This is a genomic window from Shewanella sp. SM32, assembly GCF_025654235.1.
Lineage (GTDB): Bacteria > Pseudomonadota > Gammaproteobacteria > Enterobacterales > Shewanellaceae > Shewanella > Shewanella oncorhynchi.
In genome coordinates, this window is the sequence record NZ_JAKKRO010000013.1 from 30,159 (window position 1) to 54,474 (window position 24,316).

A 24,316-nucleotide genomic window follows, 5' to 3' on the forward strand; every position below is an offset into this window, starting at 1 on the left:
GGAATGGAATGGCCATTAAAGTATTAGTCGTTGATGACTCAAGTTTTTTCAGACGACGTGTTAGTGAAATAGTCAATCAAGATCCTGAACTGGAAGTTATCGCGACGGCCTCAAATGGGGCCGAAGCGGTGAAGTTGGCTGCTGAGCTTAATCCCCAAGTTATCACTATGGATATTGAGATGCCTGTCATGGATGGTATTACTGCTGTTCGTGAAATCATGGCTAAGTGTCCGACTCCGATCTTGATGTTTTCTTCTTTAACCCATGATGGCGCTAAAGCAACGTTAGACGCTTTAGATGCTGGTGCATTAGATTTTCTACCTAAACGTTTTGAAGATATTGCGACCAACAAAGATGATGCCATTTTATTGTTGCAACAAAGAGTTAAGGCATTGGGACGACGCAGAATGTTTCGTCCGATTGCACGTCCTGTGGTCGCGCCAACACCTAGTGCGCGTCCAACAGGTAGCGTTTTAGGTTCAACGAGTATATCGGCTCATACGCCTGTCGCAGCTCCTGTTAGGACCTCAACGGCAACGACGATTCGTGCAAGTGGTAAACAGTATAAATTATTGCTGATCGGTACATCTACTGGTGGTCCGGTTGCGCTGCAAAAAATACTCACGCAGTTTCCTGCAAACTATCCGCACCCAATTCTATTAATTCAGCATATGCCAGCAGCTTTTACCCCTGCATTTGCGAGTCGTTTAAATGGCTTATGTAAAATTGAAGTAAAAGAGGCCGCTAATGGCGATCTGCTTAAACCGGGTTGTGCATATTTAGCGCCGGGTGGTATGCAAATGATGGTTGAACGTACTGGAGCAAGTGGCCGATTAAAAGTTATCGCAGGCAGTGCTGATATGAATTATAAGCCCTGTGTGGATATCACCTTTGCTTCTGCTTCTAAAGCCTTTAGTGGTGATGTGCTTGCTGTTGTATTAACTGGCATGGGGGCGGATGGCAGAGAAGGCGCGCGGATGTTGAAAGCTGTAGGCGCAACCATTTGGGCGCAAGATGAAGCCAGTTGTGTGGTTTATGGTATGCCACAAGCCGTTGCGAGTGCTGGGATTGCCACCCAGTCGATAGCCTTAGACAACATGGCCGAATGTATTTTAAAAGAGTCTGTTCGTGTCTAAAAACCAATATCCGATGAGCACAAATAGTGTGCTCATCATCTTGTTGATGGGCATAGCCATTTTGGTTCTTGGTGCCTTAAGCCTTGATTACAAGCGTAAGAATAGTTTGCTGCAGGCGGATGTAAAACGTTTGGAATCGACTCAGGTGCTGTTAATGGTACCTGACGAACAGGCTGAGGCCATTGCAACTTGGTTAGCGTCTCATCCCGATCAGACTAAAGCAATGTTGCAATTAGCGGCTCCTGGTGAGCAGAAGGCTGTAGCGATTGGTCCTGAGCCGGTACAAAATAGCATTCCGCCTTTGCTGGGCGAACCAGATACTGAAATAGATACGGCGAAGGAAAAAACTAATCTGGAATCCTCTATTCCTAAACAGCTTCAAGCGCCAGAAAAAGAGGTTAAAGCTGTTTCTCAGACAATTGCCCCCCAAAATGCAGAGATGCTGCCCGTGGTGATATCTGAGAATGCCGATGGTGTCAAAGTGATTAGTTTGCCCAATGGCGGCATTCGAGTCACGACCAGAAAAGATCAGTAATTTTTAGAATTTGTGAACTCACAATTTTCTAGTTCATTAGCATATTAACCAGTATAGGTAGGTCACTTCTTGAAAGTCTGGACCATAGCGAATCAAAAAGGTGGCGTAGGTAAAACCACGACGGTAGCGAGTTTAGCGGGAACATTAGCTAAGCGTGGTAAGCGTGTTCTTATGATAGATACCGATCCACATGCTTCGTTAGGTTATTACTTAGGTATTGATTCTGAAGAGGTTCCAGGCTCGTTGTTTGATGTTTTTCTTGCCCATAAAAACCTTTCTAAGGAACTCGTTTTATCCCATGTTGTGCCAACCTTAGTCGATGGTTTGGATTTATTGCCTGCAACTATGGCATTGGCTACCTTAGACAGAGCCTTAGGTCATCAAGAAGGAATGGGATTAGTATTACGTAATTTATTAGCACTGGTTGCTGATGATTATGATGTTGCTATCGTTGATTGCCCACCCGTACTCGGGGTATTAATGGTCAATGCGCTTGCGGCAAGTCAGCATATCATTATTCCTGTGCAGACGGAGTTTCTTGCCATTAAAGGGCTAGAGCGGATGATTAAAACGATGGAGTTAATGGGCCGATCTAAGAAGACGCGCTACAGTTACACTGTTGTGCCTACCATGTACGATAAACGCACTAAAGCATCACCTGCGGCTTTGCAAGTTCTTGGTGCCGAATACAGTGATACTTTGTGGAAAGACGTTATTCCAGTAGACACTAAGTTTAGAGATGCCAGTTTGGCACATTTACCAGCATCGCATTATGCGAGTGGTTGCCGCGGCGTTAAAGCCTATGAAAGATTATTAGATTTCTTATTAGTTGGGGAGTTTGGCCATGTCAAAATCGGTTGATGAAACTGTTTTTGATTTTTTCGCATTATTGCTACAGGAAGACGACAGTCCAAACCAGATTGTTTCCCCTCAAAGCATTGTAAAAGCAGACTCAAATCAAAATGTTGCCGTTAATCAAACGGAGGCAGCATTGCTCGATGCGGCTATTTTGGCTGAAAATGGTCGCACTGCCGCACCGCAGAATGTAGAGAAGGCCATAACGCCTACTGCGCAGTTGCAGCCAAAAGCTGTGCCGAGACAACATGAGTTTGTTGCTCCGGTAAGCCAGGTTGTAGCTCAAGTGAATAAGCAAGCGTTAGAGAAATTACTAGCGCCAGTACTAAAGACTGCAAGGTTAGAACCTATACCTCCTTCAGTAGAGATAGCGCCACCTATTGATGTTCAACCTGTTGTGGTAGAAGTACCACAAGCTCAGCATGTTGTTAATGAAACCGTTGTTGATGAAATCGTTGAGCCAGAAACACAAGTCGGCATTACGCCTCCTAGTGTGACAAAAGATTTGCAAGAAGTGCTCGATGATGAGTTTCAGGTACTATTCTTTAAAGTAGCAGGGCTGACATTGGCTGTGCCTTTGGTGAGTTTAGGCGGAATAGTAAAAGTTGAGCGGATAAACCACATATTTGGTCGACCCGCATGGTTTCTTGGTGTACAGACGCATAGGGAGGAGCAATTGAACATTGTTGATACTTGTGCGTGGGTTATGCCAGAAAAATACACAGATAAACTGGCGCAATCAGTAAATTATCAATATCTTGTATTATTAGAAGGCAGTAACTGGGGATTGACTTGTGAGTCCTTGGTCAATGCGGTAAAAATTAATAAGTCGCAAGTCAACTGGCGTAGTCAAGCGGGTAAACGCCCTTGGTTAGCGGGTGTAGTTAAAGAACAGATGTGTGGCATTTTGCACGTACAAGCCTTAGTTGAAATGCTTAATGCGGGTTTAGGTTGTCAGGACTCAATTGGTTGAGGTAAACATGAAAGATACAAGAAATGTAGCAGCAGTCGCTGCAAGTAAAGATGATGCAGTATTACAATGGGTTACCTTTAAGTTGGACCATGAAACTTACGGTATCAACGTAATGCAAGTGCAGGAAGTGCTGCGTTATACTGAAATTGCTCCTGTACCTGGTGCCCCCTATTATGTACTAGGGATCATTAACTTACGTGGTAATGTCGTCACTGTAATTGATACCCGCTCACGTTTTGGATTGCAGTCTGCTGAAGTTGATGATTCAACCCGAATCGTTATCATCGAAGCTGAAAAACAGGTCATTGGTATCTTAGTTGATAGTGTTGCAGAAGTGGTTTATTTGCGCCGCTCTGAAATTGACAATGCGCCTAATGTTGGAACGGAAGAGAGTGCTAAGTTTATTCAAGGCGTGAGCAATCGCGACAATGAATTACTTATCTTAGTTGATCTCGACAAATTATTGTCCGACGAAGAATGGGCCGAGTTGACTCAGATCTAATCAATGAGTGTGATAAGGCTGAATGATTAGAATTCATTCAGCCATTTTGTTTATTTGCGAATAAATCGATGATGTTGAGTATTTACGATTTATGGGTAGACGAAGTCTTTTTATCATAGCTTGAACAATGGCCAATTATATTGGTGACGTTAAGTGAGCACTTTGGAATAGATAACTCAATTGTAAGCAAGCTCCAAATCTATGGCTTTGAGTGAGTATAAGGATTTTTGATGGGCGATGAATTTTTGATCGCAGCGTTAGTCTATGTCATCGCATGCTTAGGGTTAGTACTCTTTTTACAAAAGCAATTGAGTAAATTAAGAAGCAAAGTTGAGGCATTGACTGTGTTAGTCAAAGAGGGCGATCGGCAGCGAGAGTCTTTTAAACGCGAATTGCAAGAATTACGCAGTGGCACAATCGGTGTAGGCCGTCGTGTTATTGAATTAGAGAAACGCATATTGCAACAGTCTGAACGGATTGAAGAGACGACTCAGCAGGATCCACAGGCAAAACTTTATACTCGAGCCATGAAGATGGTCGCGCTTGGTGCTGGCGTTGACGAGTTGATTAAGGAATGCGAATTACCTAAAGCTGAAGCCGAGCTGTTGATCCGTCTGCATCGTAAGTAATCGGTAGCCAATTGAACACTAAAAGCTAATTTTTCTGAATTAGCTTTTTTATTTTATGCCTTCTCGACAATTTTTTTATGCATATTATTCCATTGCTCAGGAAATTTACCGTCGAGCATATACACAAATGCAATCAGTTCGGCGATAAGCAGGTAAAGCTCCTTGGGAATTTCCTCTCCTAACTCTAGCAATTGCAAAAAATGGCTCAGATGGGGATCTTGATGGATATAAACGCCGTTAGCCTTAGCTAAGGCAATAATTTCTTCTGCGATAAGCCCTTCACCAGTCGCGACTATTTTAGGAGCGTTACGGCCATCGTAGCTGAGTGCGACAGCTTGTTTAGGTTCACTCTCTTCGCTCATATCGTTATTCCCAATGTTTTGTATAATGAACTCAATATTAGTGTTGGAGCATTGTCACTCATTAAGCTTTTGTCTTTACGAGGAAATGATCACCAGGTAATAAGGTTGCTGGTACTTGCGCTATTTGAGTTGATAGTTCTCCAGGCGTAAAACCCAGTTGTGATAGTTTTTGGCTTAAGGGCGTTAAAAAGTTATTAACCTTATTAAGTAGTATCTGACTATTGCCTTTAAACTGGATATCTAATTGTTGATTGTGGTTTTGGGCTGAAATCAGCAGAGGTCCTTGTGCTAGATTAAACTTCAGTTGTAAACGCCATCCCATTTTTTTATCTGGGTCATCAGGATCGGCTTCTTGCTCAAATTTCCCTTCCAGTTGCTCCTGTCGTTGGTTAATGCCATAGGGCAGGGCAAAGAACCACACCAAATTGCCTGCGCTCTCATTACTTGCCTGTTGGTATAAATGCAGGTTAGAGGCTAATACTCCCATGCTATCAAGGCCTCCTGCTTTGCTCAGTTGCCCAAGTAGTTTAGTGGAGAAGCCCACTTTAGCTTGTAACTGCTCAAGGTAGTCGGCAAGCTTTTTGCTCACGGAATTCGAATTGTTATTGGCTTTAAAGCCAAGTAGCAGCTGAAAAAGTGAGGTAATTGCACTCCCATTGATGAGTATTGAGGCTTGATTTGATTGAGGCGTAGCAAGATTTAGACTCGCTAGACCGAGAATATTGGCTTTGAGTTCATCGATATCATTTAATTGGCTCAGTGGTGGTAGCCCTAAATGCGGTAGGTGTTTCAATAACTCAGATGCTAAATTCGAGTTGCTATTAGAACGAGATAGCTCAATAGGAAGTGCCCCCGCTTTATTGAACGCTTTTTGTAAGACATCAGCTACTTTTATCGAAGTATCAGTCTTAGCATCATTGCCTGGTTGTTCACTCTTTTGGTTACTGGAACCTAAAATATTCTTAAGTTTGTTTATGTCTGTAGGACTCACACTTAGGATTTCTTGTGACGTTTTTGAGCTTTGAGGTAACCCGTTTTTGCTATTTACGTTTTCACCCATTTGTGATGCTAGTGATTGACCCACAAGCCGATTTTCAAGGGCTGAGTTTTGGGTGCTGATCTGACCTCGGTCTTTAGTTGTTGGCGTTATGACTTGCGCGTTAGAGATATTCTGTGAGCCAGTCGCAGTAGGCGCTGATGGAACATCTACTTTACTTTGAAGCTGCATTATATCGACTTTGGCCGTGACAATTTGTTTTGTGGGCTCAGGTAGAAAGTTGATATTTTCGAGTTTTTTTAGAAAGGACGCAATGATCTGGGCTGGTTCAATTTTCGCGATCACAAGATCAGAAGATGGTTTATTTGTGGGAACGTGAGTTTCATTTACTGGCGTCCCAATTATGATTTCGAGTTTGCTCTGTATTGGGGTGAGTAATAAAATAGGGCGCCCTTGTTGAAAGGCTATTTTCGCGATGAATTCACCTTGATTCAGCTGGGGTCCAGGATCTTGTGCTACAACGGTACCATTAGCAAATTGAAACTCCTTGTTAACTATAGTGACGTTGGGTAATGGATAGCCCTGTGTGCGAGCCGCGAGCGTTGAAAGCTGCGTCTGAGAGATGCCATTTTGTTGCGCAAGATTGATCACTGCCTCAGGAATTTTCAGTACGAGAGGTGTAGCTAATGCAAGCAGTTGGCTAGTTGAGTTTTGCACTATCGTAGTTGGAGTTGAGCTGTTCTGCGCATTGGGCGTGACTAAAAAGCTATTAGCAGTCAACAATATTTGCCGCTGTTGAGCATTAACTAGCTTTAAATTATATTCTGTACCGTTTAGAATAATACTATCTCCCTCAGGTGATGTTTGCACCTGAGCCGGAATGGGGCGTGGAGTAGCATTGAGGGCATCAGTGTTAGCCACCGCAGTGTGTAACTGCGAATTTTGACTGCTGACAAGTGGAATCGACTCCATTTAATGACCTTATATAGTTTATCCTGCGATACATTCGTTTAGTAAAATTAACAATTGACCAATTTTTTTTGCCAAGTATGCTTATGCGCCTTGTGACAAAGGAACTGTCATACTGGATAGTATGCCACTAAGACGAATTATCTTTATATCGTCATTTTTGTATTGTCACTTTAGCGAAAATTTGATGTCTAAACTGTACATTTATATTAAGAGAGCGATATGAAGTTAAAATGGATGGGATTATCTTTGGGGTTAATGCTGTTGCCTAAAGTGCAATCGGCTGAAGTATCCCTACCAGATACCATTCAGCAGGAAACACCTGCTAAGGTACAAATTACCTATGATGATCCCCGCGACCCGTTCGAAGGCTTTAACCGAGCTATGTGGGACTTCAACTATCTCTACCTAGATAGATATTTATATCGTCCTGTAGCCCATGGTTATAACGATTATATTCCTACGCCTGCTAAAACAGGTATCAATAACTTTGTGCAGAATTTAGAGGAACCTAGCAGCTTAGTAAACAACGTGCTGCAGGGTAAGTGGGGCTGGGCAGCTAATGCGGGTGGACGCTTTACAATCAATTCTACTGTCGGCTTATTAGGTGTCATTGATGTCGCTGACATGATGGGTATGAGCCGCAAGCAAGATGAGTTTAATGAGGTGCTAGGTTATTATGGGGTGCCTAATGGACCTTACTTTATGGCGCCATTTGCGGGTCCTTATGTTGTGCGAGAACTCGCGTCTGATTGGGTTGATGGTCTATACTTTCCATTGTCTGAGTTAACAATGTGGCAATCCATTGTTAAATGGGGACTTAAAAACCTTCATTCTAGAGCATCAGCAATCGATCAAGAGCGACTTGTTGATAATGCACTCGATCCCTATGCCTTTGTCAAAGATGCATATTTACAGCACATGGACTATAAAGTCTATGATGGTAATGTCCCTCAAAAGCAAGATGATGATGAGTTGCTCGATCAGTATATGCAGGAGCTTGAGTAACCCTATTGGCCGTACTTGACAGCATTTGTCTTTAGTCGTCAAATGCTAGCCTTGTTAAATTTTGTTATTGGCATATTCACTTGAGTAATGGCTATGCGATGAACTTTATTCGGGAACCTTTATGGCGTTAAATGGTGTTGCGGTTCTTTTAGTTGAAGATGACCCCGTGTTTAGGCAGATTGTTGCAAGCTTTCTCGATAGCAGAGGTGCGCAAGTCACACAAGCCTGTGATGGTGAACAAGGATTGTCAGTTTTTAAATCGCAGCGCTTCGATATTGTTCTTGCAGACTTGAGTATGCCTAAGCTCGGTGGGCTCGATATGCTTAAGGAAATGACAAGGTTAGCACCTTTAGTGCCTTCTATCGTGATCTCGGGTAATAATGTCATGGCTGACGTCGTAGAAGCCTTACGCATTGGCGCAAGTGATTATCTCGTTAAGCCAGTATCTGATTTATTTATTATTGAACAAGCCATTAAACAAAGCCTTCATAGTCCCTACATTGATGATACTCAAGCCGCAGATTTTGACGCGTTATCCCACCAAGAATTAAGTGATAATCTAGCATTGCTTGAGCAAAGTGTTGCTGCAGCAAAACAAGTTCAGCAACAACTCTTTCCCGCTTCAAATATTAGTTATCCGGCAGCCAAGGTTGACTATAGCCTTTATAAAAATAGCGATATAAGCAGTTATTTCATTGATTCAACTATGGTAGGTAGTGATTACCTGATTATGTACATGGCCCATTTGTACCCAGAGGATAATCGAGCTGCGTTTGCCTGCGTTCTGCTGAGAAGTTTTGTTAATCAGAAGCTTAAAGATTTTCGAAATGGTCAGAGTCAAAGCATTATTGAGCCTTTTAACATGATGAGCTATTTGAACGAGCGTTTAGTGAAATCTGGTCTCGATATCAAAGCCGATATGATTTATGTTGCCATTGAGCTAACTAAGTACCGTGCAGCTATTGCACAGGCGGGTAAGGGGTTGCGTTGTTATCTGCGTAATGACGAGGGATTAAGCCCGTTAGCACTGTCTGAGAGTCTTCAGCTTGGCGTGTTGGATTGGGGTAAACCGAGCATTCAGTTCCGCAGTATTTTACCGCAAGAACAGTTGTGTATTGCGACAAGTGAGCCTGAGCATAAACAAGCTTTACTTGATAACAAGTTTAAGGGCTTAGTCTATGATGCAACGCTACCCGCAGGTGGTTTTCTACAGTTAAGCCTTTAGTTTTTTGACGCTTTGGCGAAATTGAGTATACCGAATAGCTGACTTAACAAAAACGCCTTACTCTTGCGAGTAAGGCGTTTTGTTTTAACAGTCAAAAACAGTTGAACAGGATAATTAACGTTTTATCGCTTCATGTTCAGCCGTCACTGCAATTTCACTTTCTAAGGCTTCGGCTTCAGTATGATGCTTGGTTTCTGCGCCATGCATCCAATCGACTAATTTGTCAGCCATAAAATACAGGATCACGCCAGACAGAGCCGCTGTAATCGCGATACCAGCAAAAATTGACATAGCATTAGCAAGTTGTTCCTCTTTGCCACCACCGTGACCAATCAAAGAGCCTACGACCCCAGCAACCTTGTTCGCCATCGCAATAAACAGGAACCAAGCGCCCATCATCAAAGAGGCAATACGCAGTGGAGCAAGCTTAGTCACCATAGACAAGCCAATAGGTGACAAACATAATTCACCCATAGTATGGAAGAAATAAGCACCCACTAACCACCACATGCTTGATTTAGCTGTAGGATCGCTACCCATCTCAACCACAGCGCCAATCATGAACAAGAAGCCAATCGCCAATAAGAACAAACCTAAGGCAAATTTCACTGGCGAGTTAGGTTCATTTTTACCTAAACGGATCCAGATAGAAGCAATTACAGGGGCAAATAACACAATAAAAATAGCGTTTAGCGATTGGAAATAAGTCGTGGGCACTTCCCAAGTACCTATGTAACGGTCAGTAAACTCATTGGTAAATAAGTTCATTAATCCGCCCGCTTGTTCAAAGCCCGCCCAGAAAATAATAGTGAACAAACCCAGCACCATAATTACCTTGAGACGATCACGCTCAATTTTAGTAAGTGGTTCTTTACGGGTATTGCCTAGCTTAGCCTGGCGTTCACGTTCTAGCTTGGCCGCTGGCACGGTACCAATGTTACCTAACAGTTTTTGAGCAAATAAAAATTGAATCACCAGCGACAGCAGCATACCAATACCAGCACAGAAGAAACCTGCCTGCCAGTTATTAACAAAAACCTCTTGGCCATTAACCATTTCAGTGTGGCCAAAGCTAGTATAAGCCCAAGCAACAATAAAGCCGGATAATGCCGCACCTAAATTGATTCCCATATAGAAAATAGTAAATGCACCATCGCGACGGTGATCACCTTCCTCGTAGAGATCGCCCACCATAGTGGAAATGTTCGGCTTAAACAAACCATTACCCAGAATGAGGGTACCTAAACCGATATAAAAAATTGTCGTTTCAATACCTGAAAACCAAGCATGAGGCGCAGCTAGCATAAATTGGCCAGCCGCCATTAACGCACCACCAAAATAAATGGCTTTGCGCTGTCCCAGAAAATTATCAGCTAACCAACCACCAATCAGCGGCGTTAAATACACTAACGCAGTAAAAGTACCATATAAGGATAAAGCGTCAGCTTGGCTAAATCCTAAGCCGCCACCGCCTTGTTTACCCACCTGATCAACTAAATACAGCACCAAAATGGCACGCATTGCATAATAACTAAATCGTTCCCAAAGTTCTGTTGTAAACAGCAGGAACAATCCCTTGGGATGCCCAAGCATCGTTCCTTGTGGTTTTGCTACGCTCATGAAGTCTTCCACCTTAAGCTCGTGATTGCCTGTGGGCCCCTGAAACAGGATGATGTCACCACAGAAAAATGGTTGTTGCTCGTCCCAATATCGCCTGCAGGTTTTTATCAACCATTAATTCGCGCTATAGCATTCATTAATTGTTGAATAACCGCTAGTTACGTATGGGTTATTGTTACGTTCTTATAATAAAAGTAATGTGTTTAGCAGTAAAATGAGTATTTTCGCTAAAATCCCACCTTATATACCCCTTAAAAGCAACCAAAGTCAATTTTGGTAAGCTAAGTGGTGACATTATCAGCAGTATAGTGTTGTGATTTTAATTATGAATTAGTTAATGTGAGCGTCATTGTATGCATACCGAGCGAGAGACTGGAATAGTCGAAAAATTACTTCCACCGACTTGAGCATCTTTGCTATGATTGCGACCCGTGAATGGACATCACTTATTTATAGGGTAGTGAGATTAGCTTATGAAGGCATGGTACCTTTTGTATTGTAAACCTCGTAGTGAAGCGAGAGCACAACAGAACTTAGCACTTCAAAATTTAGAGACGTATTTGCCTATGGTCTCTGAAGAGAAATCTCAGCGCGGGCGCAAACAAGTCTGTCGTGTACCACTCTTTCCTAATTATTTATTCATCAATTTTGACCCAAGTCAGACAAGTGTCAGGCAGGTCCATTCTACTCGTGGCGTTAATCGAATCGTTAATTGTCAAGAGAAAATGACGCCTATTGACGACAGAATTATCCATGCCATCCGCATGAAAGAACTAACGCCTTCCCAAACAGTATTAGACGAAGAATTAGAGCTAAAAACGGGGGAAAAAATTCGTTTTACAGATGGCCCCTTTGTTGATCTCGAAGGCATTTTTCAAGAAAAATGCCCAAACAAACGTTGCCATGTTCTTTTTAATATTATGGGGCAGATAAAGACAGTGACTGTACCACAGCAAAGTGTGGAACGAATTTGTGTTTAAGTGCATAAGTACAAAACCTGTTGTAAGAGTAATGCTCAGTATTTTGTAAGATATTAGCTATCCTTGAAGTTGATAAAGTATTTACCAAAGCGACAAGGTGTTTAATATTTACTTAAAAATCAATTTGTTGATTTTGTTTAGGGTTTGTAGTTACATTTTTAAAATGCAACCTGTTAAGGTGTGATCTTAAAAATGGCCGTTTGAACATTAAATGTTCTATCGGTAGTGAATCTTTGAAGTAAGATTCTGTAATCATAAAGTTAGAATATAAGCTCTTATCTTAAGTGTTTGCATCCTATTTTTAAGGTGTTTTACTAATGTAACTAGATTTAGTTACACCATAAAATTGGATTAGCATAGAACTTAACTATTATTGTAAAGCTGTTTTATGTTAATGAAAAATATGAATTTTCGCATCGCGAAGGGCAATATAGAAGCCGCAATCTATGGGCGGTAGCGTGTCTGAAAGACATCGAATGAATAGTTTCATTCGTTAAGCGGATGCCGAAGGCCTCGGGCCGCCACGCGGATCGGTAGCGTGTCTGAAAGGTGAGAAACCGCAGGTTAAGCTCTCGAACGAGAGGCATGGATGCCGAACTGGCATTTATAGAGGTATATAGTTGAAGAATGAATAGTTTCATTCGTTAAGCGGACGCCGAAGACCTCGGGCCGCCACGCGGATCGGTAGCGTGTCTGAAAGCAAAAAAGGACGGCCTTCGGTCTGCTAGAACGCCACTTCGTGGCTCTAGGTCGCTTCGCTCTAGGTCGCTTCGCTCTAGGTCGCTTCGCTCTAGAACGCTCGCAGGCTTGCTTTAGAATCTAGAAGGAGCGCAGCGATGCTCTGCTTTTTCTAGCAGGGCGTAGCCCGCTCTAGCCGCATAGCGTCCTAGACTCTAGAAGGAGCGAGCGACGCTCTGTTTTTTCTAGCAACTCTGCTTTTTATCATTTTAAATCCAATCGGAGATATCTGGTGTTACAACAAATCAAAAAATTCATCATAGTAGGCCTTGGCGCCACAATATTGATGGGCGCTCAGGTTCATGCCGTTACGCCATCTCCACAAATGATTGAGCAGTTCAAGCAATTACCGAAATCTGAACAGGCAAGGCTTGCTAAGCAATACGGTATTGATCCTAATATGCTTTCAGGTTCTCAGGCCCAAACTCAGGTTACAAATCCTGAAGTAGTAGGGGAAAGAGACACCAATCCTCGTGTGTCTGATGCCGATAAAAAAGCGGCTAAAGCTGAGTTAGATTTTTCTGAAGATACCAGCAAAATAAAATTGCGTCGTTTCGGTTATGAGATGTTTGCTGGTGAACCAAGCACATTTGCACCTGTGTCAGATGTACCGGTTCCGGGAGAGTATCTCGTCGGTCCAGGCGATAACATTAAAGTTCAGCTTTATGGTAAAGAAAATAAAGAGTATGACCTCGTCATTAACCGTGAGGGGGTTATCCAGTTCCCTGAGCTAGGTCCAATACCAGTCATGGGGCTTAGTTTCTCTGAGCTCAGAGACTCTTTATCCCAGCGTATTAGTGAGCAAATGATAGGTATTGAGTCCAACATCACTATGGGTGAGTTGCGCTCGATACGCATTTTTGTGGCCGGTGATGCCTATAAACCTGGTTCGTATACGGTTTCAAGTTTATCAACTATCACTCAGGCTCTGTTTGTCGCTGGTGGTGTTAACGAGATCGGTTCATTACGTAATGTACAGCTGAAACGTAATGGCAAACTAGTTGGTACTTTAGATCTTTATGACCTGTTAATGCGAGGTGATGCCTCGGGGGATTTAAGACTCCATTCTGGTGATGTGGTGTTTATTCCTTCTATTGGCGGCCTTGTAAGCGTAACTGGCGAAGTAAGACGCCCAGCTATTTACGAGCTAAAACACAATGAGAGCATGGCTGACGTTATCGCAATGGCCGCTGGGTTAAATACAGGAGCATATCCTAAAAGCAGTTCAATAGAGCGTTATAATAGTAAATCTTTGAAAACCATAGTGAACGTAGATTTAACCTCTGAGCAAGGTCGAAATACACCAGCCAAAGCAGGTGATATTGTTCGCGTGAAAAGTGCGTCGGAGCAATACGAGAGTGCCATCACTATAGCCGGGGCTGTTGTTCGTCCGGGTAAATATCAATGGTTTGCCGGTCAAAAAGTAAGTGACGTATTACCTTCTCTGTGGGGAGACTTAGCGGCTTCTGCTGATCTCGATTACGCAATCGTGATCCGTGAAGTGAATCAGTACGGTGATATTGAAGTGCATCAATTCTCACCAGGGAAAGCAATTAGTGCTAAAGAAAGTGGCCAAGACCTTAGCTTAAATGCGCGAGATAAAATCATTCTGTTTAATTTTTCAGATGATATACAGAACCGCTATGAGCTAAATAAATTAGTAAAAGAGCGTGTTGAAAAAGTCACTTCTTTAAATACAAGTAATCTTTTAGGTTCAGATTTATTTAAAGCCGGTTTTGTTCAACTCGATAAAACTAAGTTATCGCAACGTACCGATCTTGCTGGTGTAGTACTAACAGATAAGAAAGAGTCTGAAGAGGCTGAAGTTGTTAAAGGCGTAGTCAATAAAATGTTGGCTAATTTATTTGACGATACAGAATTGCTTAAACTCAGTAATCAGATGGGCCGTCAAGAGTTACTCTACCCAGTAATGGTTAAATTAAATAGCCAAGGGCGAGCAGGCTCGGGTATTCAAATAGTTGCTATTGATGGACAGGTAAGAGAGCCAGGAGTATATCCACTGACTGTGGGTGCTCGGGTGAATGATTTAGTGATCGCTGCAGGTGGTTTAAAAGAAGGTGCTTATACCGCTAGAGCTGAATTAACCACTACCTTAACCGATATCAATGGCTCGAGAATTAAGCATAATAATCTGGATTTAACACAAGCATTGCAAGGAATCGAAAGTGCCAATATACGTTTAACTGGGCGCGACATGCTAACAGTGATGACGACTCCTGATTGGCAAGAATCTAAAGTTGTTGAAATCCGAGGCGAAGTAAAATTCCCTGGACGCTACAATATCCGCCGCGGTGAAACACTTAACGATTTAATCGCTCGTGTGGGTGGGTTTACTGAATATGCTTATTTGCCATCAGCTGTATTTGTGCGCGAATCTGTTCGTAAGCAAGAGCAAATAGAGATTAAAAAGTTAGCCGATCAATTGCGTCGAGATATAGCCACACGAGGTGTATCGCAGGATGGCACTATGGTCAATTATGCTGATGCGCAATTGATGTTGGCCGATTTAGAAAATATCAAAGCGGTAGGGCGCCTCGTTGTCGATTTACCTGCAATTTCATTAGGGATTGAACAAGCGAATATTCAGCTTGAAGATGCCGATATCCTCTATGTTCCATCGACTAAGCAAACCATTGCAGTGATGGGAGAGGTTCAGCACCCAGCAACTCACAGATTTAAAGATGGCTTAACTTTAGACCAATATTTAGCTATGTCCGGTGGTGCGCGTAAACGTGCTGATGAAGACCGCACTTATGTTATCCAAGCAAATGGTTCAGTACTCATGCCTGGTCGTTCGAGTTGGTTTAGTAGTGAAGACCAGTTACAACCGGGTGATACCATTATTGTGCCATTAGATACGGAATATAAAGATAACCTAAGTCTCTGGACACAGATCACGGGTATTATCTATAACACCGCCGTAGCTGTATCAGTTATCGCAGGCCTGTAGAACTAGGAATCTAGGAGCGCCGCTTTACGGCTACAGAAAGTCACTACGTGACTTGCGGATAACGGAACGGGCAGTGCCCTTACGGATAAAAGTACGCCGCGTTGCGACTACAATAACGGAATGGGCTGCGCCCTTACGGTAAGCGAATTTCTTGTTGCTTTTACCGTTATCTGTAAGTGAAGCGTTCTGTCAACAGTCAACGTTTCCGGTTCCGTCAACCGTGATCGGTTTTAAATTTTTCCAAGAAGTGGATATGAAGTTTCAAAAGCTAGAAGTCTGGCAACTTAGTTACGAATTATCATCTTCTATTTATATAGCTACAAAAGACCTCCGAGATTGGGGCTTCAGAGACCAAATTACTCGGTCCGGCCTTTCTGTTCCGTCAAATATTGCTGAGGGAATGGAACGTTACGGCGCTAAAGAGCAAATACAGTTTTTATATATTGCTAAAGCTTCGCTTGCGGAATTGATTACGCAAGCCATGATTGGTAAAGATATTGGTTATTTAGAACCAAATTATGTTGATGATTTACTAATAAAAACTGAAAGAATATCCGCTATGCTAGCTGGGTTAATCAAATCGATTAAAGGTCGAAATTCAGAAAATAAATAAGCGCACGCCGCTTTGCGGCTACAGAATGTCACTACGTGACTAACGGATGTTACTAGGATAACGGAACGGGCTTCGCCTTTACGGTAAAAGCATTGTCTGTTATCCGTAAGCGCAGCGTTCCGTGAGTGAGACTGCGAACGTTCCGTCAACTGTCAACGTTCTTAGCTTTGCTTTTACCGTTATCTGCCAGCGGAGCGTTCCGTCAACCGTCTACGAGAACTTACATAACGAGATAAGTTTTAAATGTCTAATGAAATAAACAAATATAAACAAGATGCAAAGTTTCCGTCGACTGTGCAAGATGACGAAATTGATCTTCGTGAATTATTCTCTGTCATCTGGCAAGGCAAATGGTTAATTATTGCCATTACAGCTGTATTCGCAATTGGTGCAGTTATTTTTGCTATAAAACAACCCAATATCTATAAATCCGAAGCTTTATTAGCTCCCGCATCTGAAGAGCAAGGCGGTGGTTTAAGTGCATTAGCATCGCAGTTTGGGGGCTTAGCAAGCTTAGCTGGGGTAAATTTAGGTGCTAAGGGCGGTACGGATAAAACAGAGCTCGCCATCGAGGTATTGAAATCCCGCCAATTTACCAGTGATTTTATTCAAAGACACAATATCCTCGTCGATTTAATGGCCGTCGAAAAATGGGATAGGGATGCTGATAAATTAATTTATGATCCTGAACTTTACAACGAACAAACCAGTACTTGGGTACGTGAAGTCAAAGCGCCATTTAAACCAGAGCCTTCAATGCAGGAGGCTTATAAAGTTTTTAGCAAAATGATTGCTGTTAATAAAGCGAAAGAAACTGGAATGGTCACTATTTCAGTTGAGCATTTATCACCTGCTGTTGCCCAGCAGTGGGTAGCTTGGTTAATCCAAGATATTAACAAAGTGATGAAAGACCGTGACGTTGCTGAGGCGAATCGTAGCAGTGAGTTTTTAAATAAACAAATTGCCTTAACTAATGTGGCTGATATTCGAACAATTTTGTATAAGTTAGTAGAAGAACAAGCTAAAACCATTATGTTTGCCGAAGTGCGTGATGAATACGTTTTTAAAACTATTGACCCAGCATTAATACCTGAAGAAAAGGCCAAACCAAAACGCGCATTAATTTGCGTATTAGGTACCATGCTTGGCGGCATGTTAGGGGTGATGATTGTGCTGGTAAGGCATTTTATGAGGAAAGAGGCTTAGGCTAACGCTCAGTTCTAGGACGCAGTAAAAAGCGCTGTTCTAGACTCTAGAAGAAGCAAACGACTGCATGGTCAATTTTGTTCCATACAAAATCTGACATTTCCACCATCCATGGTGGTCAGATGCAGGAGGTAGCACGCTTTTTAATAAGAGCGTAGGAGCAGTTATCGAGCGACGCTCTGCTTTTTCTAGCAGGGCGCGTAGCCCGCTCTAGCCGCGAAGCGTTCCGTTAACCGCTTTCTAACTCTCACAAGCGTTACATTTTATATTTTATCGAGGTATTTTTAGTGAAAATTCTGGTTACAGGTGGTGCTGGCTTTATCGGCTCTGCAGTCGTTCGTTATATCATCAACAATACTCAAGATAGCGTAATTAATGTCGATAAACTGACTTATGCTGGCAATCTTGAATCTCTTGTGAGTGTTGAAAAAAATCAACGATACGCATTCGAGCAGTTGGATATTTGCGATCGTGTAGCGCTTGAGCGCGTGTTTGCTCTGCATCAACCTGATGCCGTAATGCATTTAGCGGCAGAATCTCACGTAGATCGTTCTATTACTGGTCCTTCAGATTTCATTCAGACCAATATCGTTGGTACTTATACACTTCTAGAAGCAACGCGTGCTTATTGGAACGAGTTATCTGCGGAAGCAAAGAAAGCTTTTCGTTTTCATCATATTTCTACTGATGAAGTTTATGGCGATTTACCTCATCCTGACGAAATCATGATGGGCGCTAATCACGATTCACCAATAACAAGTAACCAGCACTTACCGCTGTTCACCGAAACAACACCCTATGCGCCTAGTAGTCCTTATTCGGCATCTAAAGCCTCAAGCGACCATCTAGTGCGGGCATGGCTGCGGACCTATGGACTACCGACCATAGTCACAAACTGCTCCAACAATTATGGTCCGTATCACTTTCCTGAAAAGCTAATCCCACTGGTGATCCTTAATGCACTTGAAGGCAAGGCATTGCCTATTTACGGTAAAGGCGACCAGATCCGCGATTGGTTATATGTCGAAGACCATGCACGCGCACTATACAAAGTGGTTACTGAGGGCAAAATTGGTGAAACCTACAATATTGGTGGCCATAACGAGAAACAAAATATTGAGGTAGTCAAAACTATCTGTGCAATCTTGGATGAACTCGCGCCAATGCACGAGCGTGGTTACTCACTCAACACACAGTATTCATCATTAATCACTGAAGTTGCCGATAGACCAGGCCATGATCGCCGTTATGCCATAGATGCTACGAAAATGAGTAATGAGCTTAACTGGCAACCAGAAGAAACCTTCGAAACAGGCCTTCGTAAAACCATTGAATGGTATTTAGCTAACCAAGAGTGGTGTCAACATGTCCAAGACGGTTCTTACCAAAGAGAACGTTTAGGTATCTAAAGTTATTCTACTTATTTTTTTGACCGTTGACCGTTGACCGTTGACCGTTGACCGTTGACCGTTGACCGTTGACCGTTGACCGTTGACCGTTATCGAATTTGAGGATTTATGAAAGGAATTATTCTAGCCGGCGGTTCAGGTACGCGTTTATATCCATTAACTCGCGGCGTATCTAAACAGCTGTTGCCAATTTACGACAAACCGATGATTTATTATCCGCTATCAACACTTATGTTAGCGGGTATTCGCGATATTTTAATTATCACCACTCCCGAAGATAACGCTGCCTTTAAGCGCTTATTAGGTGATGGCTCCGATTTTGGCATTAACCTCGAATATGCCGTACAACCTTCACCAGATGGCTTAGCGCAAGCCTTTATTATTGGTGAACAGTTTATTGGCGATTCGAATGTCTGCTTAGTGCTTGGCGATAATATTTTCTACGGTCAGTCTTTTTCCAAGACACTCAAAAATGCCGCTTCGCGTGAATCTGGCGCGACTGTATTTGGCTACCAAGTGAAAGACCCCGAGCGTTTTGGTGTGGTGGAATTTGATGCAGATATGAAAGCCATTTCAATTGAAGAAAAGCCCGCGAAGCCAAAATCTAATTACGCGGTCACAGGCCTGTATTTTTACGACAACAAAGTGGTTGAACTGGCGAAACTGGTTAAACCATCGCACCGTGGTGAGCTTGAGATTACCACTCTCAATGAGATGTACCTCAATGCGGGTGAACTCAATGTCGAATTGCTCGGTCGTGGCTTTGCTTGGCTTGATACAGGCACTCACGAGAGCCTTCACGAGGCTTCATCTTTTGTTCAGACCATCGAACATGTGCAAGGCTTAAAGGTGGCCTGTTTAGAAGAAATAGCCTATCGCAATGGTTGGCTAACACGCGAACAATTGCACGAACTCGCCAAGCCGATGCTTAAAAATGACTATGGCCAGTATTTGGCCAAACTAGTGTAAGTGGTTAATAGTTAATGGTAAGTGAAACACAAATAACGAATAACGAATAACGAATAATTATGAAAATATTAGTCACCGGTAGTAATGGCCAAGTGGGTAGTTGCCTCGTTAAACAATTGAGCCAGATGCCAGAGATTGAATTTTTGGCGGTTGATCGTACTCAATTAGATATTACCGACGCTGCAGCTGTCGCCAAGTTAGTTAATGACTTTAAACCTCATGCGATCATTAATGCAGCGGCGCACACCGCAGTAGATAAAGCAGAGCAAGAAGTCGAACTTTCCTATGCTATCAACCGTGATGGCCCGCAATGGTTAGCCGAAGCAGCTAACAGCGTCGGCGCAGTTATGTTACATATTTCCACTGACTATGTTTTTGCCGGTGATAAACAGGGTGAATACTTAGAGACTGATGCGATTGATCCCCAAGGTGTGTATGGTAAAAGTAAACTGGCCGGTGAGTTAGCCGTTGCAGCCGCTTGTCCTCGGCATATTATATTGCGTACCGCTTGGGTGTTTTGCGAAACAGGTAATAACTTTGTAAAAACCATGCTGCGTTTAGCGCAAAGTCGTGATGAGCTTGGCGTGGTAGCCGATCAGTTCGGTGGCCCCACCTATGCAGGTGACATTGCCAATGCATTAATCGTTATGGCTAAAGCCGTTAGCGAAGGTAATCAATCATTTGGTATTTATCACTACGCAGGTTTGCCCCATGTTAGCTGGCACCAATTTGCCAGTAACATTTTCAATAAGGCAAATGAGCAAGGCATCTTAAATAAAGTGATTCGAGTCAACGCCATAGCAAGCGACCAATATCCAACTCCAGCTAAACGTCCTGCCAATTCAAAGCTGGATTGCCGTAAAATCGAACAAAGCTTTGGTATTCAGCCCAGCGACTGGCAAGCAGCGTTAAAAAATTTGAAAGGTTTTTTATAGGCAGTTATTCGTAAGTAGTTATTGGTTATTTGAGATAAACGGCGAGTCAGTGAAAACCAACAACTCACCATTAACCACTAACCACTAACCACTAACTATTAACCATTAACTATTAACCATTAACGGCTTTAGAAATGAAAATCATCGATACCAATATCCCTGACGTAAAAATTATCGAGCCAAAAGTCTTTGGCGACGAACGTGGTTTCTTTTTTGAAAGCTTTAACCAGCAGTTATTTGAAGCTGCTGTCGGCTATCCGGTCCATTTTGTCCAAGACAACCATTCTAAATCGAGTAAAGGGGTGTTGCGTGGCCTTCATTACCAACTTGCCCCCCATGCTCAAGCTAAATTAGTGCGCTGTGTGCTGGGTGAAGTATTCGATGTGGCGGTGGATATTCGTAAAAGCTCACCCACCTTTGGCCAGTGGGTTGGGGTGCATCTTTCTGCTGAGAATAAGCGTCAATTGTGGATCCCCGAAGGTTTTGCCCATGGATTTGTGACGTTAAGTGAGACGGCAGAATTTTTGTATAAAACGACTAATTATTATCATAAACAAAGTGAAGGTGCCCTTGTTTGGAATGATGCAGATTTAAATATTCAATGGCCTAATCAGGACGTTTTATTATCAGAAAAAGATGTGTTAGCACAAACCTTCTCAATGTTTAAGCAGGAACTTGTACATGCAAATTAAGCTTATCCCTCTCCAAGCGCACGGTGATGATCGTGGTTCGCTAATAGCCTTAGAAGAGGGGATCAATATCCCCTTTCCAGTTAAGCGGGTGTATTACCTGTTTAATACTAAAGAAGGGGTGCGACGTGGTTATCACGCTCACAAGACTCTCAAGCAAGTCGCTATTGTCGTGCGTGGTTCGTGTCGTTTTGTATTGGATGACGGTAAAGAGAAGGTAGAGGTGTTACTCGATAATCCTGCAAAAGGGTTATTGATCGAGTCATTTATGTGGCGAGAAATGTACGATTTTTCAGATGACTGTGTACTCATGGTATTAGCGGATCAACTCTACGAAGAAAGTGATTACATTCGAGATTACGATGATTTCATAGCTTATGCTAAGGGTTTGTAACTATGATTTTTTTAACTGGTAAATACTGTCAAATGAGATTGGCAAATATAAGTGACAGTGAATTTATTTTGAGCTTGAGGCAAAATGAGAAAAAGTCGAAGTTTTTAAATCAATCTCATATTACTGTTCAAGAACAGATGAAATGGATGAGTTTATATAAAGAAAGAGAAGTAAATGGCATTGAATACTATTTTATTATTACCGATTTAAATTTAACCCCAGTGGGGACATATCGTCTGTATAATATTGAGTCTTCACATGCTACTCCAGGAAGTTGGATAATTAAAGATAATACTGATTTCAAAACAACTTTTGAAAGTGTGTTATTAATGTATGATTTTGTTTTTAATGAGCTCAATAAGTTGTATATACTTTTTGATGTTAGGCAAGGGAACAAGAAAGTCAAGCGTTTTCATGAGTCATACGGGTCAATGAAAATATCAGAAGATTCTCAAGATGTTTATTATAAATTTATAAAAGATGATTTTCTAAAAATGAAATCTAAATTTAGCAAATATATTGGGTAAATTAATATGGCTTTTTCAAAGTTCAAAAATTGTAAAATTTCAGGAATTGTAACAGTCGTCCCCCAGATTGAAAAATCTATTGATGACGAAATCGCCCTTTATGGCGGTAATGAAAAACAAATACAACGTATAAAAAAAGCAGTTGGTTTAGATAAACGTAGAGTAACTGATAAAGATACCACTAGTGTTGACTTGTGCTATCAAGCATCTATTAAGTTAATCGAAGGGTTATGTATAAATAAAACTGAAATAGATGGATTAATTTTCGTTACCCAAACTCCAGATCATTTTCAGCCTTCTAATGCCGCAATTATGCATGGTCGATTAGGATTAGAAAAAATTTGTGCAAGTTTTGACATAAATTTAGGTTGTTCAGGCTATGTTTATGGTTTATGGATGGCGCACATGATGATTGCTTCGGGTACATGCAAAAAAGTATTACTTTTAGCCGGCGATACGATTAGCAAATATGTTAATGCTAAAGATCGCACTACAGCACCATTATTTGGGGATGCTGGCAGTGCTACTTTGGTTGAAAAATCAGAACAAGTTCAACCATCTTTTTTCAGCTTACATACTGATGGTTCTGGACATGATTTTATCAAAGTACCTGCCGGTGGATTTCGTTGTCCGTCGAATTCTGAAACTGCAACATCAATAGAAGATTCAGAAGGAAATTGGCGCTCTCAAGATGATCTTCACATGAATGGTGGTGAAGTATTCAATTTTTCAATTAAAACTGAACCAGCAGCGATCACTGAAATATTAGAGTACAGTGAAAAAATAATCGATGAAATTGATTTTGTGGTTTTTCATCAAGCTAATAAATACATCATTACCAATATAGCGAAACGATTAAAACTACCGTTAGAAAAAGCACCGTGTGAAACGGTCAGTAAATATGGTAATCAGAGTTCCGCTTCTATACCGTGCACAATTAATGATGCACTAAATAAACAAGTTGCCACCAGTCAGCAACAACTTATTCTTTCTGGTTTTGGAGTTGGCTTGTCTTGGGCTAGTGCTATTGTTAATCTGGAAAATATTTTTTGTCCACCAGTTTCAATTTATAATAAAGAGGGTACGAAATGAATAAGCAAGATTTTTTAGAACAACTAACTGAAATTATGCAACTAGATGAAACTATCACCGAGGATGCGGTATTAGTTGAATACCCTGAATGGGATTCTATGGCTAGTTTAGGTGTGATGTCGATGTTTGATATTGAATATGGCATCACTCTTAATTTTGATGATTTAAAAAAGTTTAATACGGTGCATGAACTAATGGTTCGTGCTGGCGATAAAATTACAGATTAGGTTTATGAAATCAAAACTAATTTTGGTAACAGGTGTTAGTTCAGGGATTGGCTTTCAAATCACAAGCGATCTGCTCGCATCTGGTTATTCAGTGTTAGGCGTAAGCCGTAATGCGAATGATAAGGTAGAAGAACTGCTAGTTAGTTACCCATTAACTTTTTATTTTGAATCAGTTGATTTAACCGCTGATATTGATAGTTTGCCTAAATGGGTAGTTTCGCAATCTAAACTTAGAGGGCGATTTGCTGGTTTTGTACATTCAGCCGGAATACAGCAGATTATCCCTTTGCAGATAAACACTTACGGAAAAATGTTGGAGATTTTTAATTTAAATGTGTTTGCTGGACTGGCATTGGCGCGAGGCGTTTCCGATAAGCGTGTTATGCAAGATCAAGGTGGTTCAATCTTATTTATTTCCTCGATAGCCAGCAAGATTGGGCAATCTGGACTAGTAAACTACAGCGCATCTAAAGCGGCGTTGAACGGTGCTATGCGTTCTATGGCAAAGGAATTATCGCCGAGAAATATTTGTGTTAATTCAGTGTTGCCTGGTTTTGTGATGACTGAGATGATTGAAAAATGGCAAGATGTTTATAATGCTGACTATATTAATAAAATTAATGAACAATACCCGTTAGGAATTGGGAAAGCACAAGACATTTCCAATCTAGTTTGTTTTTTGCTCGATGAAAAATCTCGCTGGATAACGGGTAGTGAGTTTGATGTTAATGGTGGTGCAAGTTTAGGGGCTTAAA

General features: G+C 41.8%; 24 protein-coding genes. 21 read left to right on the forward strand and 3 right to left on the reverse strand.

Translation table 11 applies throughout. The features are described from left to right. Window positions 1–8: 8 nt before the first annotated feature. The 6 genes from L5M10_RS07390 to L5M10_RS07415 all read left to right on the forward strand — a co-directional run bounded on the left by L5M10_RS07390 (window position 9) and on the right by L5M10_RS07415 (window position 4,630). A complete protein-coding gene (locus L5M10_RS07390) occupies window positions 9–1,136 on the forward strand; it encodes a chemotaxis response regulator protein-glutamate methylesterase (protein WP_263255102.1) in 1,128 nt (375 codons plus the stop codon). Between the two features lie 13 nt (window positions 1,137–1,149). Then, window positions 1,150–1,671, forward strand: a complete 522-nt coding sequence (locus L5M10_RS07395; RefSeq protein WP_263255139.1) for a membrane anchored protein in chemotaxis locus — start codon at window positions 1,150–1,152, stop codon at window positions 1,669–1,671. Window positions 1,672–1,740: 69 nt separating this feature from the next. Beyond that, window positions 1,741–2,532, forward strand: a complete 792-nt coding sequence (locus L5M10_RS07400) for a ParA family protein (protein WP_028761170.1) — start codon at window positions 1,741–1,743, stop codon at window positions 2,530–2,532. Then, a complete protein-coding gene (locus L5M10_RS07405) occupies window positions 2,516–3,499 on the forward strand; it encodes a chemotaxis protein CheW (RefSeq protein ID WP_263148463.1) in 984 nt (327 codons plus the stop codon). Before L5M10_RS07400 ends, L5M10_RS07405 begins: the two co-directional genes overlap by 17 nt. A 7-nt stretch (window positions 3,500–3,506) precedes the next feature. Beyond that, window positions 3,507–4,001, forward strand: a complete 495-nt coding sequence (locus tag L5M10_RS07410) for a chemotaxis protein CheW (protein ID WP_006082380.1) — start codon at window positions 3,507–3,509, stop codon at window positions 3,999–4,001. Window positions 4,002–4,231: 230 nt separating this feature from the next. After that, complete coding sequence (locus tag L5M10_RS07415; RefSeq protein ID WP_028761168.1) at window positions 4,232–4,630, forward strand: DUF2802 domain-containing protein; 399 nt, start codon at window positions 4,232–4,234, stop codon at window positions 4,628–4,630. Window positions 4,631–4,683: 53 nt separating this feature from the next. On the opposite strand, the gene L5M10_RS07420 is transcribed toward L5M10_RS07415, so the two are convergent. Continuing rightward, window positions 4,684–4,992: an EscU/YscU/HrcU family type III secretion system export apparatus switch protein gene (locus tag L5M10_RS07420; protein WP_028761167.1), complete on the reverse strand. Its 309-nt coding sequence runs from the start codon at window positions 4,990–4,992 to the stop codon at window positions 4,684–4,686. A 61-nt stretch (window positions 4,993–5,053) separates the two neighbouring features. After that, entirely contained in the window at window positions 5,054–6,961 is a 1,908-nt protein-coding gene (locus L5M10_RS07425; protein WP_263255103.1) for a hypothetical protein, read from the reverse strand. A gap of 219 nt (window positions 6,962–7,180) precedes the next feature. Here L5M10_RS07425 and L5M10_RS07430 point away from each other — a divergent pair, with 219 nt between their 5' ends. Further along, a complete protein-coding gene (locus L5M10_RS07430; protein WP_219233968.1) occupies window positions 7,181–7,966 on the forward strand; it encodes a VacJ family lipoprotein in 786 nt (261 codons plus the stop codon). Between the two features lie 121 nt (window positions 7,967–8,087). Further along, complete coding sequence (locus L5M10_RS07435) at window positions 8,088–9,191, forward strand: response regulator (protein WP_263255104.1); 1,104 nt, start codon at window positions 8,088–8,090, stop codon at window positions 9,189–9,191. Window positions 9,192–9,305: 114 nt separating this feature from the next. Here L5M10_RS07435 and L5M10_RS07440 read toward each other — a convergent pair whose 3' ends face one another. Next, the gene (locus L5M10_RS07440) at window positions 9,306–10,811 is read right to left on the reverse strand and encodes a peptide MFS transporter (protein ID WP_263255105.1); all 1,506 of its coding nucleotides are present in this window, start codon (window positions 10,809–10,811) and stop codon (window positions 9,306–9,308) included. A 473-nt stretch (window positions 10,812–11,284) separates the two neighbouring features. Here L5M10_RS07440 and rfaH point away from each other — a divergent pair, with 473 nt between their 5' ends. The 13 genes from rfaH to L5M10_RS07505 all read left to right on the forward strand — a co-directional run bounded on the left by rfaH (window position 11,285) and on the right by L5M10_RS07505 (window position 24,315). Beyond that, on the forward strand, window positions 11,285–11,791 hold the full coding sequence (gene rfaH / locus L5M10_RS07445; RefSeq protein WP_028761162.1) for a transcription/translation regulatory transformer protein RfaH: 507 nt from the start codon (window positions 11,285–11,287) through the stop codon (window positions 11,789–11,791). A gap of 970 nt (window positions 11,792–12,761) precedes the next feature. Then, a complete protein-coding gene (locus L5M10_RS07450; protein WP_263255106.1) occupies window positions 12,762–15,500 on the forward strand; it encodes an SLBB domain-containing protein in 2,739 nt (912 codons plus the stop codon). Window positions 15,501–15,753: 253 nt separating this feature from the next. After that, complete coding sequence (locus L5M10_RS07455) at window positions 15,754–16,113, forward strand: four helix bundle protein (protein WP_263255107.1); 360 nt, start codon at window positions 15,754–15,756, stop codon at window positions 16,111–16,113. A 243-nt stretch (window positions 16,114–16,356) separates the two neighbouring features. Continuing rightward, the gene (locus L5M10_RS07460; RefSeq protein ID WP_263255108.1) at window positions 16,357–17,319 is read left to right on the forward strand and encodes a Wzz/FepE/Etk N-terminal domain-containing protein; all 963 of its coding nucleotides are present in this window, start codon (window positions 16,357–16,359) and stop codon (window positions 17,317–17,319) included. Window positions 17,320–17,606: 287 nt separating this feature from the next. Next, entirely contained in the window at window positions 17,607–18,728 is a 1,122-nt protein-coding gene (gene rfbB / locus L5M10_RS07465) for a dTDP-glucose 4,6-dehydratase (RefSeq protein WP_263255109.1), read from the forward strand. A 108-nt stretch (window positions 18,729–18,836) separates the two neighbouring features. After that, window positions 18,837–19,697, forward strand: coding sequence for a glucose-1-phosphate thymidylyltransferase RfbA (gene rfbA, locus L5M10_RS07470; RefSeq protein ID WP_263255110.1), 861 nt, complete (start codon window positions 18,837–18,839; stop codon window positions 19,695–19,697). Window positions 19,698–19,756: 59 nt separating this feature from the next. Next, window positions 19,757–20,632 (forward strand): dTDP-4-dehydrorhamnose reductase, encoded by an 876-nt coding sequence (gene rfbD, locus L5M10_RS07475; RefSeq protein ID WP_263255111.1) that lies wholly within the window; start codon window positions 19,757–19,759, stop codon window positions 20,630–20,632. A 134-nt stretch (window positions 20,633–20,766) separates the two neighbouring features. Beyond that, window positions 20,767–21,324, forward strand: a complete 558-nt coding sequence (gene rfbC / locus L5M10_RS07480) for a dTDP-4-dehydrorhamnose 3,5-epimerase (protein ID WP_263255112.1) — start codon at window positions 20,767–20,769, stop codon at window positions 21,322–21,324. Next, window positions 21,314–21,715 (forward strand): sugar 3,4-ketoisomerase, encoded by a 402-nt coding sequence (locus L5M10_RS07485; RefSeq protein WP_263255113.1) that lies wholly within the window; start codon window positions 21,314–21,316, stop codon window positions 21,713–21,715. The genes rfbC and L5M10_RS07485 overlap by 11 nt, the downstream gene beginning before the upstream one ends. A gap of 2 nt (window positions 21,716–21,717) precedes the next feature. Then, window positions 21,718–22,242, forward strand: coding sequence for a GNAT family N-acetyltransferase (locus tag L5M10_RS07490; protein ID WP_263255114.1), 525 nt, complete (start codon window positions 21,718–21,720; stop codon window positions 22,240–22,242). 6 nt (window positions 22,243–22,248) lie between these two features. Then, window positions 22,249–23,334: a ketoacyl-ACP synthase III gene (locus L5M10_RS07495; protein WP_263255115.1), complete on the forward strand. Its 1,086-nt coding sequence runs from the start codon at window positions 22,249–22,251 to the stop codon at window positions 23,332–23,334. Then, window positions 23,331–23,561: an acyl carrier protein gene (locus L5M10_RS07500; RefSeq protein WP_263255116.1), complete on the forward strand. Its 231-nt coding sequence runs from the start codon at window positions 23,331–23,333 to the stop codon at window positions 23,559–23,561. Before L5M10_RS07495 ends, L5M10_RS07500 begins: the two co-directional genes overlap by 4 nt. A gap of 4 nt (window positions 23,562–23,565) precedes the next feature. Continuing rightward, window positions 23,566–24,315, forward strand: coding sequence for an SDR family NAD(P)-dependent oxidoreductase (locus L5M10_RS07505; protein ID WP_263255117.1), 750 nt, complete (start codon window positions 23,566–23,568; stop codon window positions 24,313–24,315). The last annotated feature ends 1 nt before the right edge of the window (window position 24,316 follow it).

Excerpts from the sequence above, each read along its gene's own strand:
- L5M10_RS07390 (WP_263255102.1), top strand. The coding sequence starts at position 9 with ATGGCCATTAAAGTATTAGTCGTTGATGACTCAAGTTTTTTCAGACGA.
- L5M10_RS07395 (WP_263255139.1), top strand. The coding sequence starts at position 1,150 with ATGAGCACAAATAGTGTGCTCATCATCTTGTTGATGGGCATAGCCATT.
- L5M10_RS07405 (WP_263148463.1), top strand. The coding sequence starts at position 2,516 with ATGTCAAAATCGGTTGATGAAACTGTTTTTGATTTTTTCGCATTATTG.
- L5M10_RS07410 (WP_006082380.1), top strand. The coding sequence starts at position 3,507 with ATGAAAGATACAAGAAATGTAGCAGCAGTCGCTGCAAGTAAAGATGAT.
- L5M10_RS07415 (WP_028761168.1), top strand. The coding sequence starts at position 4,232 with ATGGGCGATGAATTTTTGATCGCAGCGTTAGTCTATGTCATCGCATGC.
- L5M10_RS07420 (WP_028761167.1), bottom strand. The coding sequence starts at position 4,992 with ATGAGCGAAGAGAGTGAACCTAAACAAGCTGTCGCACTCAGCTACGAT.
- L5M10_RS07425 (WP_263255103.1), bottom strand. The coding sequence starts at position 6,961 with ATGGAGTCGATTCCACTTGTCAGCAGTCAAAATTCGCAGTTACACACT.
- L5M10_RS07430 (WP_219233968.1), top strand. The coding sequence starts at position 7,181 with ATGAAGTTAAAATGGATGGGATTATCTTTGGGGTTAATGCTGTTGCCT.
- L5M10_RS07435 (WP_263255104.1), top strand. The coding sequence starts at position 8,088 with ATGGCGTTAAATGGTGTTGCGGTTCTTTTAGTTGAAGATGACCCCGTG.
- L5M10_RS07440 (WP_263255105.1), bottom strand. The coding sequence starts at position 10,811 with ATGAGCGTAGCAAAACCACAAGGAACGATGCTTGGGCATCCCAAGGGA.
- rfaH (WP_028761162.1), top strand. The coding sequence starts at position 11,285 with ATGAAGGCATGGTACCTTTTGTATTGTAAACCTCGTAGTGAAGCGAGA.
- L5M10_RS07455 (WP_263255107.1), top strand. The coding sequence starts at position 15,754 with ATGAAGTTTCAAAAGCTAGAAGTCTGGCAACTTAGTTACGAATTATCA.
- L5M10_RS07460 (WP_263255108.1), top strand. The coding sequence starts at position 16,357 with ATGTCTAATGAAATAAACAAATATAAACAAGATGCAAAGTTTCCGTCG.
- rfbA (WP_263255110.1), top strand. The coding sequence starts at position 18,837 with ATGAAAGGAATTATTCTAGCCGGCGGTTCAGGTACGCGTTTATATCCA.
- rfbD (WP_263255111.1), top strand. The coding sequence starts at position 19,757 with ATGAAAATATTAGTCACCGGTAGTAATGGCCAAGTGGGTAGTTGCCTC.
- rfbC (WP_263255112.1), top strand. The coding sequence starts at position 20,767 with ATGAAAATCATCGATACCAATATCCCTGACGTAAAAATTATCGAGCCA.
- L5M10_RS07485 (WP_263255113.1), top strand. The coding sequence starts at position 21,314 with ATGCAAATTAAGCTTATCCCTCTCCAAGCGCACGGTGATGATCGTGGT.
- L5M10_RS07490 (WP_263255114.1), top strand. The coding sequence starts at position 21,718 with ATGATTTTTTTAACTGGTAAATACTGTCAAATGAGATTGGCAAATATA.
- L5M10_RS07495 (WP_263255115.1), top strand. The coding sequence starts at position 22,249 with ATGGCTTTTTCAAAGTTCAAAAATTGTAAAATTTCAGGAATTGTAACA.
- L5M10_RS07500 (WP_263255116.1), top strand. The coding sequence starts at position 23,331 with ATGAATAAGCAAGATTTTTTAGAACAACTAACTGAAATTATGCAACTA.
- L5M10_RS07505 (WP_263255117.1), top strand. The coding sequence starts at position 23,566 with ATGAAATCAAAACTAATTTTGGTAACAGGTGTTAGTTCAGGGATTGGC.